Consider the following 16148-nt stretch of genomic DNA (forward strand, 5'->3'; position numbering starts at 1 on the left):
TTATCTCGTTGTTTGAAGTCTATTTTAAAGATAATTGGAAGGGGATACAATCTGAATATCTATACCTTTAATAGTAAAATATTGACCTATTATATTTATCACATGTGAGATTAAGTTCTAGCAAAACATAAAATGATTATTAACGGCTATAGTAAAAAAAATACATACAAAAAAGAGCCCCACTAGGGAGACTGGGGACTGACCCCCGTTTGTGAGACAGGGATCAAAACACCTTACAAGTTTAAGTAGCCAGTCGCCGGAAATCCATCGGTGACTGGTTATTTAGTTTCGCTTGAATTCGAAATGAGTTATAGTAAATGATGTAGTCTCGAATGGTCTCTACAACGATTGCAGTCGTTGTAGATGTGAGATCTTCGAGGTAGAACGTTTCAGACTTTAGGGTGGAATGAAACGATTCAATGGGGGCATTATCAGCGGGCGTTCCTTTACGGGACATGCTCATGGTAATGCCTTTTCCTTTTACAGCTTCCTGGTACGCAAAGGACGTATACACGCTGCCCTGGTCGCTATGCAGCAACATCTTTTCCTGCTTTGGAAGTTGATTTAACGTATCCAACACCAAAGAGGTATCTTGTTTATCTGCTATACTGTAAGCCACAATCTCACCATTGTACAAGTCTAGAATGCTGGAGAAGTACAACATCTTCCCGCCAAATGGCAAATAGGTAATGTCCGTGACGAGTTTTTGCAGAGGTGCTTCTGCATGAAACTGTCGCTTGAGCAGATTTTCAAAGGAGTGTACAGATTGCCCAGTCACCTTTCGTTTTTTCATCCTCACGCGGCACTGAAGCCCCTCACACTGCATGATCCGCTGGACTCGCTTGTGATTTATACTCTGCTCTATCCGAAGGAGCGCCGTGATTTTCCGGTACCCGTAGCGGAATTTATGACGGATGCAAAGCTCCCGGATTTTCTCCACCACTTTGTCTGTATGCTTTGTCCCCACAGCTGCTTTCCAGCGGTAGTAAGTCGTTCTTGCGATTCCGAGCCATCTACAAGCCTCAGACACCGTCACTTCGTTTCGAATGGATTCGATCCAGGCAATAACGGCCTCTGGTTCCACCTCCTCTCCAACTCCTCGTACTTTTTTAGCAGTTCTAATTGTTGTTTTAAGAATCGGTTCTCTGCCTTTACTCTTTCGAGCTCCGAAGAGTCCTCCGGACCTTTTCCATAGCTGTACTGTTTACCCACCGGCTGCTGCAAACGATGCCGTTCACCATTTCGATTCCATCTCATCCATGTCTTTAGCTGTGTCTTATTCCGTATTCCGAGCTGCTCCATAACCTCTTTCACAGGTACGCCTGCTAATCTCATTTCTATAGCTTTCATCTTTATTTCCACGGGATAACTTACTCTGGTTGCCAATGCAAAAACACCTCCAAGATGATCTCCTTATCTTACGACAAGGTTCCATTCTTTTGAAGGTGTTTTGATTTGTCTCACGTTATGGGGTCAGTCCCACTCTTCCTCAATACTTCCTGCTTAAATGTCAAAAACGGAGCGTATAGTAAGCTGTGCACGCAGTTCCTCGGCCGTGGCTGGCTTATCGAGGTCTTTTTTAGCGATTGTAACGGATCTTGTTGTATCTCCCGACATATCGAAATAGTTGTCACTGAAGATGGCATCTCTTTCCCTGAAGTCTAAGCCGACGAAACGAGCATAGGCCTTCGCCTTCACAGTAATTACAAATTGCTCTTCTTCCTCAATGAGTACGGCTTCAAGCTCAGGGTCAATAAAACTAAAATGCTTCGGCTTAACAAATAGGACCGTTCCACCACTCTTCGCCTTGCCGTCTACCTTAAAAGCGTATTCCAGATAAGTCTCACGTTTCTTCCTTTTCGTATCCAGCATGTGGGTGAAATCAAGCTGTTCAAACTCAGCAGTACTTAACGCGGCAATTTCCACCGGCTTTGTGCCTTCCAGCAAGACCTCCGATGCCCGATTGAGCAGTCTCCAACTCAGTTCACCAATAACCTGTTCTCTACTTTCATTGGACACATGAAGGGAGACCCTCGTTCCTTCATCATGGGCAGAAACAAGAATCGGCGCGAAGAAATGTTTAGCCGCATAATGCATAGCCTTCCACCGGCCATAATAGTCAATACTGGACCAAGAAGCTACCGGCCAGCAGTCGTTCAACTGCCAATACAATGCCCCCATACAGCGACCTCTATGTCTACGCCAGTGCTCAACGCCGCAGCGCATCCCTTCTGCTTGGATCAATTGCGAGGCATATAGCACAGACTCAAAATCTTTCGGATATTTGTAAGTCTCCCCGATATAGTAGAGAATTTTCTCATTCCCGGTATTGTTCTTCTGATGGGACTCCATGACATAAGAGAAGATATTCCGATCCTCCGGCAGCGTAAACGACTCGATAGTCTTCAAGCTCGGAAAAGACTGCAATCCGAATTCAGACATATAACGCGGATATAGCTTCCGGTAATCGGTAAACGGTTCTTTCCCATGCCAGACCCCCCAGTAATGCATATCTCCGTAATTCTCGTCATTTGGCTTGTCAAAGCTACCCTTGGAGGAGGGTGAAGCACGCCAATAGAAGGTATTCGGATCAATTTCTTTAGCGATTGCTGGTAGAAGCACCTCATATTGCTTAATATAATCTGCCTTAAGCTGCAGGGAGTAATACTTCTCCCAGTCCCATTCATCCCAAGCCAGCTCCTGCTCGTTGTTACCGCACCACAAGCCTAGCGAAGCATGATGGCGAAGACGCTTCATGTTATCGATAGTCTCGTGCGTGATGTTCTCCTCGAAAGCTTCTGTAAGAGCATAGATGCCGCAGGCATACAGATGATCCTGCCAGACGATAAGACCATATTCATCGCAAAGGTCGTAGAAATAATCATCTGGGTAATAACCACCACCCCATACGCGAATTGTATTGAAATTGGCAGCCACACAGCTTTGGAGCAAGCGATCTGTACGTTCTCTAGTCACGCGAGGCAGAAGATTATCTTCCAGAATATAGTCGGCACCTGTAGAGAAAATAAGCACACCGTTGACTTCGAAAGCAAAAGATTCTCCCCATTGGTCTTCTTCCTGCTTCACAGTAATGGTTCTTAGTCCAATCCGCAGTTCTCTACGATCTATCTCCTCCGCCTTTTCCTCAAGTACAACCTCTACATTGTACAGTGGCTGAGCACCGAGATTATTCGGCCACCACAGCTCTGGCTCATTAATTTCAAGTGTAATATGATGATCCGTTCCAATTGTCTCAGACACACGATGCTCAAGACTTTGCCCTGCTGGGGTATGAATTTTGACCACGATTTCCCGATCAGCTTTCTGCCAGCTCTCCGTTCTTACTCGAACATCCAGCTTGACCTTATCCTTCTCATGGAATTGTGTAATATAAACATCGTCAAGACGAGCAGAGTGATAGCCCTGAATGGAGAGACTACGCCAGATTCCCAGATCGGGCAGCTTCGGACCCCAATCCCACCCGAACATGGAGTGCGCTTTGCGCAGATGAGAGATCCCCTCTACTGCATCAGCACATCCGCTAAGCGGCAATTCCGCTTGCTTCCTTAATGTAAATTCTACCGGGGAGCGAAAAATCGCGTGAATGATATTCTCACCAAGTGTCAATGCAGACTTGATATCTACTTCATATGTCCGATGCATATTGTCACTGTTCAGAATATTCGTTCCATTCAAGTAAAGCTCACAAAGCGTATCGAGCCCTTCACATAACAGAAATACGCGGTCATGCTCTAGCACTCCATCCTCCAGCTGAAAGCTACGCTGATATTCGTAATCATATTTGGACAGTTCCAGAACCTCATACTCCTGCTCCCGGTAGAACGGATCTGGCATTTCTCCGGCATTCAACAAATCATGGTAGACAGAGCCTGGCACGCTGGCCTCCAGCCATTTCGGATGATCAAGCCGTTTCATTTGCCATTTCCCGTTAAGATTGACAAGTTGCATTCTTCCGCCTCCACACATGTTCTATTTTGGCTTCTTGTATTAAAATCTTAACAATAATATGTATATTTTTCTTCTATTGTGTTCACGAAAATAGTGTGCTATTTTAACATCATCAAATGCTGGAGGAAGAGCATGATCAAATACACCGAGGCAAGCCACATTAATCCCGAATTGTTAGCTGATCCCTTCTGGGTCGAGTCCCTAAGTCAGGTATCCCCAGAACATACACATGACTTTTATGAATTTTTTATACTCACTGAAGGCCGATGCCGGCATATCGTTAACGGGGCTACCCAACTTCTCCAATCTGGCTGTCTTGTCTTCATCCGCCCCGATGATACTCATCGATATGAAGCTGATGGGGATAGCGATTGCCGCTTTCTCAACATTCCCTGCCGAAAAAGCCTCATTAATGACGCCTTTAGTTACCTGAATGAAGAAGAGTTCCTGCATAGGCTATTAAATACTCCGATTCCTAGCATCGCTATGCTGTCTCAACTGGAGATGGATGATTTCATTCGTTCTTTCGAACGCATCCGAATGCTCTCTGCCTTAGACAAAGTAAAGTCCAGGATATATCTGAAAGGAATACTCGTAGATACGCTTACCCAGCATTTTTTCTCTCCTGAAACCATCGAGCAGCCAGAATTCCCGCTGTGGCTCGAGCATGCCGTTTCCAAGATGCATCTAAAAGAAAACTTAAACAAAGGCCTTCATGCCTTGTACGAGTTGTCGAGCAGAAGTGTCGGTCATATCAACCGGGCCTTCCGCCAATATTTAAACCAGACACCGACAGAATTTATCAACCAGCTAAGGCTCAACGTGGCGCGTAATCTGCTACTTACTACTGAACTGCGTGTGGTCGAAATCGCCCTGGAATCCGGCTTTGAGAATGTCAGCCATTTCTATCATCAATTCAAAAAATACTATCACCAAGCCCCGCTAGATTTTCGCAAAAATACGCATGCCAATAGACTAGTTTAACTGTTCATAAACATAGCAAAAGGGCTCCCTCTCTGCCTAATACAGAGAGGAAGCCCTTACATATCAAGATATTGAACTTATTATCCAGCAGTGCTTATTTTGAATTCCACAGCTCCATACGTTCTGCGTGCTTCTGGTTAATGATTTCTTCTACTTTTTCATCCCCAGCCTTTTTCATATCCGCAAGCATCTTATCGAATGTAGCGTTGGCTTCGGCTTCAGAAGGAGCAATGATTACTCTAGTAATGCTTTGATCCATAATATCTTTTACCTTCTGTGCAGTCAGTGCTTCAGGTGTTCCGCCGTCAGGGCTCAAGTTGTCATATTCCGCAGTATCCCATACAGAATCTCCAAGGCTCTTAATTGCCATCTGATCTACTTCACTGCGTTGATATTTAACTGCCATATCGTAAGGCTGTTCATTTGCATCTAGACCATTCTTAATAAACCACAACCATTTACGAACACCGCTCTTCTTCACTGTGTCGTCCCAGTTTTCCTTGAAGCTATCCAAGAATGCAGGATCCGGTTGTCTCTTACCATCTACCATAGTGTATTGAACGCCTTCTTGGCCCCACAGCAATAAATGCTGTCCTTCATCGCTTGCCAAGAAATTGAATAGCTTCATTGTTTCTTCAGGGTGCTTGTTGTTCTTAGTAATAGCGATGGCATCCCATCCAAGTGAGCTTCTTGGTCCAAATGTCGTTTGGGCAGGGTCTACTCCAGGGGCAACAACCTTGTATGGGAAGAGCTGATTATCTTCTCCGCCATCCTTCTTCAAAGTTCCGTTCCCGTTACCTGGATCCCAGTAAGCGCCTGGTGTGGAGAATACTGCACCGGTAGCCAGCTTTTGAATCCAAGTTTGCGTTTTGCTAATCGCAAATTCCTTCTCAATCAGACCTTCTCTGTATAATTTATTTACGTAGAGCAACATTTCACGATACTTTGGATCCTTAACATCATATTGCAATGAACCATTGTTATCGTAATAAGTTTTCAGACCCCACATGCCTTTGAACGTTCCCAGGTTGGCGCCCATATTCTCACCGTTCATGGTCATTGGAATGGATTCTTTTCCATCAATCGTCTTATTTTTTGCTTTAAAATCCTTCAGAATGGCTTCTAATTCATCCGTTGTGAGCGGTGTTGTGCCATCTGCTTTGTCTGGAGCCAGATCTGCAAGCAGATTTTTTCTCATCAGCATCCCGAAGACTGGATCACTATCTAGTCCGTACCAGTTAGCCAAATAATAGTTCTTTCCGTCTTTATAACGAGTCTTGGTCAGTGTATCGCCATACATTTCCTTGATATCTGGACCATTCTTCTCAACCAACTCATCGAGTGGAATGAACGCGCCGCTTGTAATGTACTTATCGAGGGAAGCATCCCCACGGCTCATCACGACCACATCCGGATAGTCACCGCTGGCAAGCATCAAGCTTAGCTTCTCTGTCGGATTTCCTGTTGGCTGCTGTATGGAGATCTCAATGCCAGTCTTTTTAGTGATTTCTTGAGCGACAGCATCAGTAAAAGGCTCTCCCTTTGTATTTGAATCAAACCATGTAAGTGTAATCGGCTCTTTTTTTGTATTGTCTCCAGCCGCAGTATTTGTATTGTCTTTTCCATCATTAGAGGAGCATCCCGCTAATACACCAACGGCCAATGCAGTAGTAATACTTACGCTCAATACTTTGTTTTTCTTTATCATAGACACCCTAATTCCTCCCATTAAGTTAGTTACTTTATAAATTCACCAAGCAACCAAAAACCAAGCAAGTCTATCCGCTCACCCCCCTTCAGGGCCGCCTGCCGGACAAGTCATCTCCAGCAGGCGTTCGGGTATTTAATCATATTAACTCTTAACAGCGCCCAAAGTCATACCTTTAACAAAATACTTTTGCAGGAACGGATATACAAGAACGATAGGCAATGTTGCTACCATCGTCGCCGCCATCCGGATCGTATCACTTGAAACGGCATTCCGTTTGGCGGAGTTTGCCAGCATTTGCGATTGCGATACCATACCTCCGGTCTGGAATTGGCTCAGTATTTTGACGAGTACAGCTTGTAAGGTTTTCAAGTCTGAACTATAAGTGAACGCATAGGAGTCAAACCACGCATTCCAATGCGATATGGCTTGAAAGAGTCCCACTGTCGCGAGTACTGGTGTTGTTAACGGCAGCACAATCCGGAAGAAAATCATTAAGTCGTTCGCTCCGTCTACCTTTGCTGACTCCTCAATCTCACCAGGTAATCCCTCCATAAAGGTACGGACGATAATCATATAGAAGACATTCATCAAGCCTGGCAAAATAAATACGGAAAATGTGTCAATCATGTTTAACGCTTTAAGCACCATGTAATAAGGGATCAGCCCGCCTCCGAAATACATCGTAAAGACGAAGTAAAGGTTCCAGCCCTTGCGCCCCACCAGATTCTGGCGGCTTAGTGGATAAGCTAGCATCGTAATCACAAAAACCGACAGTGGCGCACCAATTACGGTTCGTTTTACAGTGACCCATATCCCATTCATAATTTCGGTATCTTTCAAAATTTGGTTGTAGCTATCAAAGGTGATATCTCTGGGCCAAAAGTAGACGCCACCTCGAACCGTATCCTCCGCAGCATTTAATGAAAGTACGAGAATATTCCAAAAAGGTAAGAAGGTAACTAGCAACACAAGAATAAGAATCAAATATACAAAAGACTTAAAGATATGATCTCCGTATCTGTTCAAAAACATCTCAAGCGCTCCTCTCCATTTTGTTATTTAGAACAACGCTTGGTCGTTCACTTTTCTAGAAATTCGATTCACAATCACAACAAGAATGAAGGCAATAACGGATTTGAATACCCCCACGGCAGCCCCGTATGAGAACATGCTGTTTTGTAACCCGTATTTGTATGCATAAATATCGATAACTTCCGAGTACTCAAGTACAGTGTTATTTTGCAACAGATATTGTTGTTCAAAGCCGGCATTCAAAATCCCTCCGACTGCAAGAATGGCCAATATCACAATAGTTGGACGTAAAGCAGGGAGCGTAATATTCCACATTTGCTTGAATCGGCTAGCTCCATCTACTCTTGCGGCTTCGTAAAGCTCCGGATTAATAGCGGATATTGCAGCTAGGTACATAATGGCGCTAAAACCCATTTCTTTCCACATATTAGATAAGGCGATAATCCACCAGAATAAAGGTCCGTTTTGTAGAAAAGCTACCGGTTCGTCAACAATCCCGAGCGTTACTAGAAGATTGTTGAACATCCCATCGGAAGCTAGCAGCGTAATTACAATGTTAGCGGCGATAACCCATGAGATAAAATGCGGCAGATAAGAAACCGTCTGTGTAAAGCGTTTGAAAAATCCCTGTTTTGCTTCATTCAGCACAAGCGCGAGTATGATCGGCGCAGGAAACCCGAATAACAAGGTCAAGAGGCTTGTCGCAAGCGTATTACGCATTACACGGTAGAAGTCTCCTGTGGTAAAGAAATATTCAAACCACTTAAAGCCAACAAAGTCAGCATGGAAAAATTGTTGAAAAAACGTTCCTCCACCCGGTTGATAGTTTGTAAATGCCATATACATACCAAACATAGGTCCATAGGAAAATAGCAATGTCGCAATTATGGCAGGCAGCATCAGCAAAAATAACCATTTCTGCTCTTTTAATCTGTACCAAAGATTATTGCCCCTGACTGTTTTGATAGCGCTTGCTTTATGCATCAAATACCCTCCCTTTTTATTTAGTGCAGCATGCCCTGCTACATCTCGACTCAACTTCTCTCCTATTCATCTTAAGTCCGCATAGGGCTCCTTTCTATACTTCAATCCTCCGAATGATAGCGCTTTTTAAAGGAGTTTCGGAACATTCGAGCATTGGATTTTGATATTTAGTCTGATATGATAAACTTGGCTTTCCGTGAATTCACAGTAAAGAAGGGACTTCTACGATGCGTCATTTTTACAAAAAGTATATTTATATGCCTTTTATTGACCTTAGCTTTCGCTCCAAGCTGTTCCTCGTGTTCGTTCTGGTCACCATTATTCCAATGATGCTATTTGTCTATTTTTCATTTGAACTTACAAAATCAAAATTAACCGATCAAATTTACATCAATATGATGAATTCGACGGCTCAGATCAACAAGAACCTGGAGAACAAACTGGACAGCTATGAGCATATTTCTGCTTCTATTTACTTGGATAATAGACTGGCCACTTATCTCACAAGCGAATACCAGGATGATCCATCCTATCTGGACGTCTATCAATATATTGGCAATCGAATAGATACGGTAATGGCTGCTTATCCCGATTTTGGTAGCGTTTTCATTTATTCCGACAATCTATCACTGCCCAAAGATAATTACTATATCAAGCCGGTTACACCCGAAGTGAAGGAGACAGAGCTGTACAAGCAGCTGATGCAGTCTCACGGAAATATTATTCATCTGTCTTCACCACAGTCACAAGATAATCCCGCAATGTTTACACTGGCTAGGTTACTGAACAATAATCGCAACCAATATCCTTACGGTATTCTGGTCTTCGAAATATCCGAATCGGTGATCTATTCTTTAATGGAGAAAGAAGCAGGCGGCAAAGATATTTTTATCGTTAATGACAAGGGCCTTATTTTATCAGCCGCCGACAAACAATTATTAAATACAAGTCTGCCGGAAATGCTTGATCAGAACTTTGATGAATTGCCTTCTGGCAGATTTGATACTACATATAAAGGGGAAAAGGCTTTCGCCGTCTATAACACGCTCACCAATGGATGGAAAACCGTCTCTATATTCCCTTATGACAGTATCATTCAGGACGCGAAATCACTGTCAGAGCTCATCACTAAAATTTCTTTAGCTTTTATAGTTGTCGCATTATTGCTGATTTACATTACTGCGTCGCTGTTCAGTAAGCGTATTCGAACATTAATCCGAATGATCCGGCGGCTAGAACGTGGTGACTTCAATCCTACGAATGATGAATATTTAGGCAATGATGAGATTGGTCAGCTTCATTTTGCCTTCAAGCAAATGACTACACGCTTAAAGAGTCTAATCACCGAAGTGTATCAGAAGGAGCTACAGAATAAGGAGGCGGAGCTTGACCTGCTTCAGGCCCAGATCAACCCCCATTTTCTGTACAATACACTGGGCTCCATTTCGTCTCTTGCCCTGAAACATCAAGATACTCGCATTCAGGATTTGGTGCTTCATCTCGCCAAGTTTTATCGCATCTCCCTGAATAAAGGGAAGAGCATTTTGACTATTAATGAAGAATTGAAGCTGACGCAAAGCTACAATGCCATTCAGCTGATCCGATTCAAAGGACAACTGAACATCACCTACAATGTAGATGAAGCAATCTTACCTTACTCTACAGTCAAGCTAGCCTTGCAGCCTTTTGTAGAAAATGCGGTGCTTCATGCGGTGTGGAATCAGGAAAGCCCGCTAAATATTCATATCAAAGGCATAGTCGAAAATAGCGATATTATTCTATCTGTAATTGATGATGGCATGGGGATGAGTCGTGAGACACTTCACACTTTACTTGACGATAAACCTGGACGAGGTTATGGGATTTCAAACGTAGATCGACGGATAAAACTGAGATTTGGTGAGCATTATGGCGTTACAGTGTTTAGTAGGCTCGGAATAGGAACCACTGTGCAAATTCGTTTGCCGCAAAAGGAAATGTAAGGAACGACGCATCTGAATAACTGCAAAGCTTATTGAGAAATCAGAAATATTGATTAACAATTAGGGAAATCCTCCCTAAAATTAGGCGATTTTTGCTCATTATACTGATAATCAGGGAAATCCTCCCTGATTATCTGCTGATTTGGAGGTAAATTCAGAATTCTCCCGATTATTAGGGATGATTTCCCTAATTACATTGCATCCAGGAATTTCCCGGCTATTTTCAGGGAGATTTTCCCTAATCGCTCTCATCTAGCCTAGTTGCCACGAGCTTGCCACGAGCCCCTCGATATAACCATTATCATTAGGACGCTAGCTACTTAATAAAGCTTCAGTGAACACCAAAAACGAAGGAGCTAAGCATCTAGAGATCGCTTAACTCCTTCGTTCATTTGTATATTTGCAATGTTTTACTTCATAATCAAGTTATAGATCACTTGGGTCGCTTCTGCTCGGGAAGCGATCCCTTTTGGTGCAAATAGACCTTCACTTTGACCTTGAACCAGTCCTAGGCTGGCTGCTCCCTTTACAGAAGCGGCTGCCCAAGAGGAGACCTGCTTCATATCTTTGAATGTCACATCAGTTGAAGCAACAGTTACTTTGCCATTCTTCAGCTCATAGGCTTTCATTAACATGACCGTGATTTCTTCACGGGTAATCTGTGCAGCCGGCTCGAACTTGGTCGCACTTCTGCCGCTCACGATGCCCGCCTTGTAAGCGATAGAAATGGACTCCGCGTACCAAGCAGACGGAGCCACATCAGCAAAGCTAACATCTCCCCTTGTGGTCAACCCAAGGGAATGTACGAGCATAGAGGTGAACTCGGCACGTGTAATCGCACGGTTAGGTTCAAACTTGTCTTTGCTAATCCCTTGTACATACAGCTTCGCCGCCAGCTCTTGGATTGCAGGACTAGCCCAGTGATTGGCTGGCACATCTACAAAAGTCCGTTTGAGCTCCAGAACAGCATATTTGCTGAAGTGATTAACTTCTGCTGTCAATACACCGCCAGCATAATTCGCAGGGATATATTCCAGCTTACCGTTATCCGCAATATAGTAAATGCCTCCACGTCTCAAATCAAAACCTTCTCCCACTGTCAGACTTAGCGTAATGGGTTGATCAAACGTAGAGAGCGTTTCTATTGTGCCAGTTTTCGTGGTCACTGACAGACTGAACTCATAGACATCCCCCATGAGTCTAACCTGTGCATGAGTAGTTCCCGCCGCTGCTGCAATGATCTCATTAGCCTTATTGCTAAGTGGTACTAATTTCAGGGTAATTGTGCTATCATCTCGCTGAGCTTCCGGTAGCTTGTTCTGCAACTGACGGAGCAAATCCGCAGGCACCTTTATGGAGAACTTACCGGACTTCAAAACCAGCGTATGATTCGCCAACTGACGAACTACATCAGAAGATAATTGTATTTGCTGTATGTCTCCCTTAATCTCCACGTTTACTTCACCAGACACACTATCCACTTTCAGCATCTCTGACGTAAGAAGCAAGGTTCCTGTAGCATTATAATGACCTGCATTGCTACCAGGAGTACCGTTGTTGTTACCCGGATTACCTGGTACTTCTGGATTTCCCGGTTCTACAGTGGGGGCTGCTTTGACTGTAACTTCTGCCGTAGCTGTGAAGCCGCCGTCTACTGTTTCCACAGTAATTGTGGTTTTCCCAGCATTTACAGCCGTTACCGTTCCATACACTACGGTAGCTACAGACGTATCGCTCGAAGTCCAGTGTACTGCTTTATTCGCCGCCTCTTCCGGAGATATCGTAGCCGTCAACTTTCCGGTTTCACAAGCGGTTAATGTTAGCTCTGTCTTATCTAGCGATACACCTGTTACTTTCTTAGGTGCAGCTGTTAATTTTACCAATTTTGATTCAGTCGGCTGCAAGGACAATGCGAGTGTTCCTGAAATCGTCGAAACCTCTCCTGTCCAAAGGTCTTGCATCGTGTACGTTTCTGCTGCATCCAGTCCAGCGCGACCGAGATTCACTGCTTTGTCTGCCGCGGCATTGGCACTGTAGTTGAATACGGCCATATAATAATCGTTGCCGTCTTTCATAACAAAAGTATCCGCTGCATTCGCATTCGTATTTCCTTCTAGCGGCTTGAACACTTTACCTTTTAACGCTAATTCGAGAACCTCCTTGTTGTTAAACAAAGCAGTCATATATTCTTGTGCCTTTGGATCGTTAACATCATCAGAGCCGAGAAGTACAGTACCGGCGATAACGCCAGAGTTCATGCGGCTACGAGCTTCAGTTAAGCTGGAAGCACGGGCCAATGCCAAATGATCGGGATCCGTATAGGTGTAGATCGTGCCATTTTGCCAGAAGCCATAAGTTAACGAATTCAGCATGTACTCCGTTTCATTGATCTTACCGTAGGTGTCGCAGGAAATACGTCTGCTGTGTGCATATTGGCTTGGAAAGATTGGCGCAATAGATGCGCTAATGAACATTGTTCCGTCCAGACGTTCTTTCACATAACGCATTCCTTCATTATAAGCTTGGATTCCTGTCGTTACGGTTGGATCGAAATGTTGCCCCTCAAGCGAACCATGCGTCAAGAAATCTAATTTGATGAAGGTAAAGCCCAGATCCTTAAATTTATCCAAAAAATAATTCATGCGTAGCTTAGCACCTGGATGTGTCACATCCAAAGGAAAAGCTCCATCCAGCGTAGGCAGAGGTTTACCCTCGGCATCCTTGAGGACAATGTCACCATACGTATACTTATTGTCGGTTCCCTCTACAAACTGGCTCATATTGTTGCCCCAATAGACAAATGGAGCCCAATAGATACCTGCATGCTGTCCATTGCCCTTAATTACTGATACAGCGTCAGCAAGCTGCTTATCATTCAAATTATCCCAATAGGAATCCATATTAATAAATACATTACCATTATTGTTGAAATCTTTTAGGTGCTCCTTATAGTAATTGGAGACATCCACAACGTCTTGGTATGAAAGTGTACCTTCGTAAGCTCCCCAGCTGTTAAAGCCAACCGGTACGCCTTGCGGCAACTCAGGATTCAGCTCCAGCGGAGGTGTGATGATCGCATTAGCTTTTCCGTATTCCTCAAGCCCTGTACGGTAATCGCTGAATGCCCCTACCATAATCATCGGCGAAGACAATTCCGCGCCTGTAAGAATGCCATGAGGCTGGGTATCCCGTGTAACGTCGCTGGCTGCTCCGCCATAAACCGCTAGCTCATTCAGCCGATTAGAAGAGCCCTTCCAGTCAATTCCGGTCTTCCAGGTATCATGAGTGACCGACCCGAGCACAAGACCGTTTCGTGTCGAGTTATTAAAGATAGTCGTCATTTCATAGCTGGTATCCGCACGGTTCATAGATTGTGATTTATAACGAATCCAAGCATCATTGTCAAAAGGAACGGTCAGTACTCGGTTATCTGCACTGGCACCGATATCCACACCACCAGAACGTTTTAAAGTAATAGGTGACATATAATTCGTCTGCAGCGCCGTATCGCTAACGGCATCCAGACGAGTTAAGAAATACTTCTGATCGTCATAAAACTTGTAAACCTGCTTGAGGGTCGGCTGTCCAACAGAAGTGTGGACAAATGTAAGCTCCACGCCTTTGCCGAAGCCATCCTGAATTTCTACCGGAGCACCAGCATTTGCATGATTCTCATAGCTTTTAGTCTCGATAAGAGTATCACCGAGTTTGATACTGCTATAAATGCCATGCAGCTTCTGACCATCCGTCCACTTGTAGCTTGCGTATCCAGACTTGGTATTAAAGGACACTTCATAGGGTCCATTAGATACGAGTGTTCCATAAGTATATTCGGTAACAGTGATGGCCCCGTAGTTATTTGAAGTCCCCGGTGTCCCCAGATCACCATCCTCTTCAACGGGAGGATTAGGATCTGTACCCATTGCCGGTTCTACAATGATGCGATCCAGATCTGGCGCATACCAATTGCCGTCTGAGAATTTGATTGTATTCTCACCTTCGTTCAGGGGCAGTGTAAGCTCATATGTGAGAGCCGTATCCCAGTCTGGTGTCTTGGGCAGTTCATAATACTGCTCTGCCCCACCATTAGCGCTGACGTATAAGCTGCGCGGGTCACCTGAGAAATAAGCTACCGTGATTCGATAATCCCCTGTCATAGGAGCCATAATCTTATTGAAAGTTAAGGAACTGCCACCATTCAGATACCCTACCTTCTGACCACCGGAAGCATTCGGGCTATCGCCAACTCGTGCTTCTCCAGTTAAATCATTGACCGGAGACTCCGCTTCATAACTGATCGTATACGGAATGACTTCAATCCGGTCGAAATCTGGAGAGTACCAGTCATGATCTGAGAAAGTGATCTTATTCAACCCTTCTTGCAAGGAGACTTCCACATCATAAGTTCCTACCGTATCCCAGCTTGCCGTCTTTGGCAGATCAATCAATTCATCCAGTCCATCATTCACCTGCATATAGACAGGACGCTGGTCACCGGAAATATAGGAAATACGGATCAAATACGTTCCCGCTGCCGGCACAGTGACATTTGTGAACTGTAAAGTACTGTTTTTATTCATATCCTTTACAATTTTCCCGCCGGAAGCAACACTGCTGTCCGCTATCTTGGCGTTGCCTGTAATTATATTTTCAAGCGCTTCAGCTTCGATGACTGTTCCATGAAGCTGCTCTTTCCAGTCGCCTCCAGATCCTTCACCTGGGTCGCTGTCGTCCAGTCCACGAATTACAATCTTGTCGATGTCTGGAGAATACCAGTTGTTGTCATCAATCAGGATGCTGTTCTCTCCAGCATTCAGCGGAAGAGTCACATCATAAGTTCCCACCGTATCCCAGTCCACTGTCTTGGGTGGTTCTTCAAACTGCTTATCGCCGCCATTGGCGCTGATATTGAATGGCCGCGAGTCGCCAGAAATATAATACACTGTAATTTTATAATTCCCACTCTCACTTACAGTCACATGATTGAACTGCAAAGTGCTTCCTTGATACATGCCTCCGACTTTCTGCCCCCCGGAAGCCGTTGGGTGTTCAGAAATAGAAGCATTGCCAGTCATAGTATTTCCATCAGCTTCAGCTTCATAGATAGTTGCCGTATCATCGGCATAGACGCTTCTGGCGAACTGGCCACCGCTGCCCATTACCAAGCAGATCATGACAAAGAACAAGAATCCTCTTTTCATTGCTTTCCCAAACATTTAATCCCTCCGTTTGTAGGTCTCCTTGCACATTGGTGATATTCGGGCTGTAGCTGTCCATCAAGTCATCAAAGGGGTGAAGCAACATCTTGAAAGCGCTACCGATTTTCGATGAACTAAAGCTCCTTTGATTGCCTTGATGGATGAAGCCCCTCACATGTGCTGAGTTATATTACATGCCTAATTGTAAAAAGCAGAGGGGCGAATATCCATATCGCAAGTTTATTATTCGTAAGGGAAAGTGACTTTTATTTCATATTACCGTACTGA

Annotated in this window: 8 protein-coding genes; 2 read left to right on the forward strand and 6 right to left on the reverse strand. The window is 44.3% G+C overall.

Going from position 1 to position 16148, the window contains the following annotated elements:
* Positions 1-241 precede the first annotated feature (241 nt).
* Together NSU15_RS22105 and NSU15_RS22110 are read right to left on the reverse strand one after the other, a co-directional pair.
* Positions 242-1386 (reverse strand): IS3 family transposase gene (locus NSU15_RS22105; protein ID WP_339287325.1). Its coding sequence is split into 2 segments (ribosomal slippage): positions 242-1098 and positions 1098-1386, totalling 1146 coding nucleotides; the frame shifts between segments, so codons are not numbered across the junction.
* A gap of 117 nt (positions 1387-1503) precedes the next feature.
* A complete protein-coding gene (locus NSU15_RS22110; RefSeq protein WP_339287538.1) occupies positions 1504-3969 on the reverse strand; it encodes a glycoside hydrolase family 2 protein in 2466 nt (821 codons plus the stop codon).
* Positions 3970-4101: 132 nt separating this feature from the next.
* Between NSU15_RS22110 and NSU15_RS22115 the strand changes: the two genes are divergently transcribed.
* Positions 4102-4953, forward strand: a complete 852-nt coding sequence (locus tag NSU15_RS22115; RefSeq protein WP_339287539.1) for a helix-turn-helix domain-containing protein — start codon at positions 4102-4104, stop codon at positions 4951-4953.
* A gap of 94 nt (positions 4954-5047) precedes the next feature.
* Here NSU15_RS22115 and NSU15_RS22120 read toward each other — a convergent pair whose 3' ends face one another.
* The 3 genes from NSU15_RS22120 to NSU15_RS22130 all read right to left on the reverse strand — a co-directional run bounded on the left by NSU15_RS22120 (position 5048) and on the right by NSU15_RS22130 (position 8680).
* Positions 5048-6661: an extracellular solute-binding protein gene (locus NSU15_RS22120; protein WP_339291417.1), complete on the reverse strand. Its 1614-nt coding sequence runs from the start codon at positions 6659-6661 to the stop codon at positions 5048-5050.
* A gap of 144 nt (positions 6662-6805) precedes the next feature.
* Positions 6806-7696 carry a carbohydrate ABC transporter permease gene (locus NSU15_RS22125; protein ID WP_339287540.1) on the reverse strand — a complete coding sequence of 297 codons (891 nt, stop codon included), beginning with the start codon at positions 7694-7696 and terminating at the stop codon, positions 6806-6808.
* 27 nt (positions 7697-7723) lie between these two features.
* Positions 7724-8680: an ABC transporter permease subunit gene (locus NSU15_RS22130; RefSeq protein WP_042130066.1), complete on the reverse strand. Its 957-nt coding sequence runs from the start codon at positions 8678-8680 to the stop codon at positions 7724-7726.
* A 227-nt stretch (positions 8681-8907) separates the two neighbouring features.
* On the opposite strand from NSU15_RS22130, the gene NSU15_RS22135 reads away from it, so the two are divergent.
* Entirely contained in the window at positions 8908-10662 is a 1755-nt protein-coding gene (locus tag NSU15_RS22135) for a sensor histidine kinase (protein WP_339287541.1), read from the forward strand.
* A gap of 410 nt (positions 10663-11072) precedes the next feature.
* Here NSU15_RS22135 and NSU15_RS22140 read toward each other — a convergent pair whose 3' ends face one another.
* The gene (locus NSU15_RS22140) at positions 11073-15863 is read right to left on the reverse strand and encodes an S-layer homology domain-containing protein (RefSeq protein ID WP_339287542.1); all 4791 of its coding nucleotides are present in this window, start codon (positions 15861-15863) and stop codon (positions 11073-11075) included.
* Positions 15864-16148: the final 285 nt, after the last annotated feature.

The sequence above is a fragment of the Paenibacillus sp. FSL E2-0201 genome, from assembly GCF_037963325.1.
Taxonomy (GTDB): domain Bacteria; phylum Bacillota; class Bacilli; order Paenibacillales; family Paenibacillaceae; genus Paenibacillus_AQ.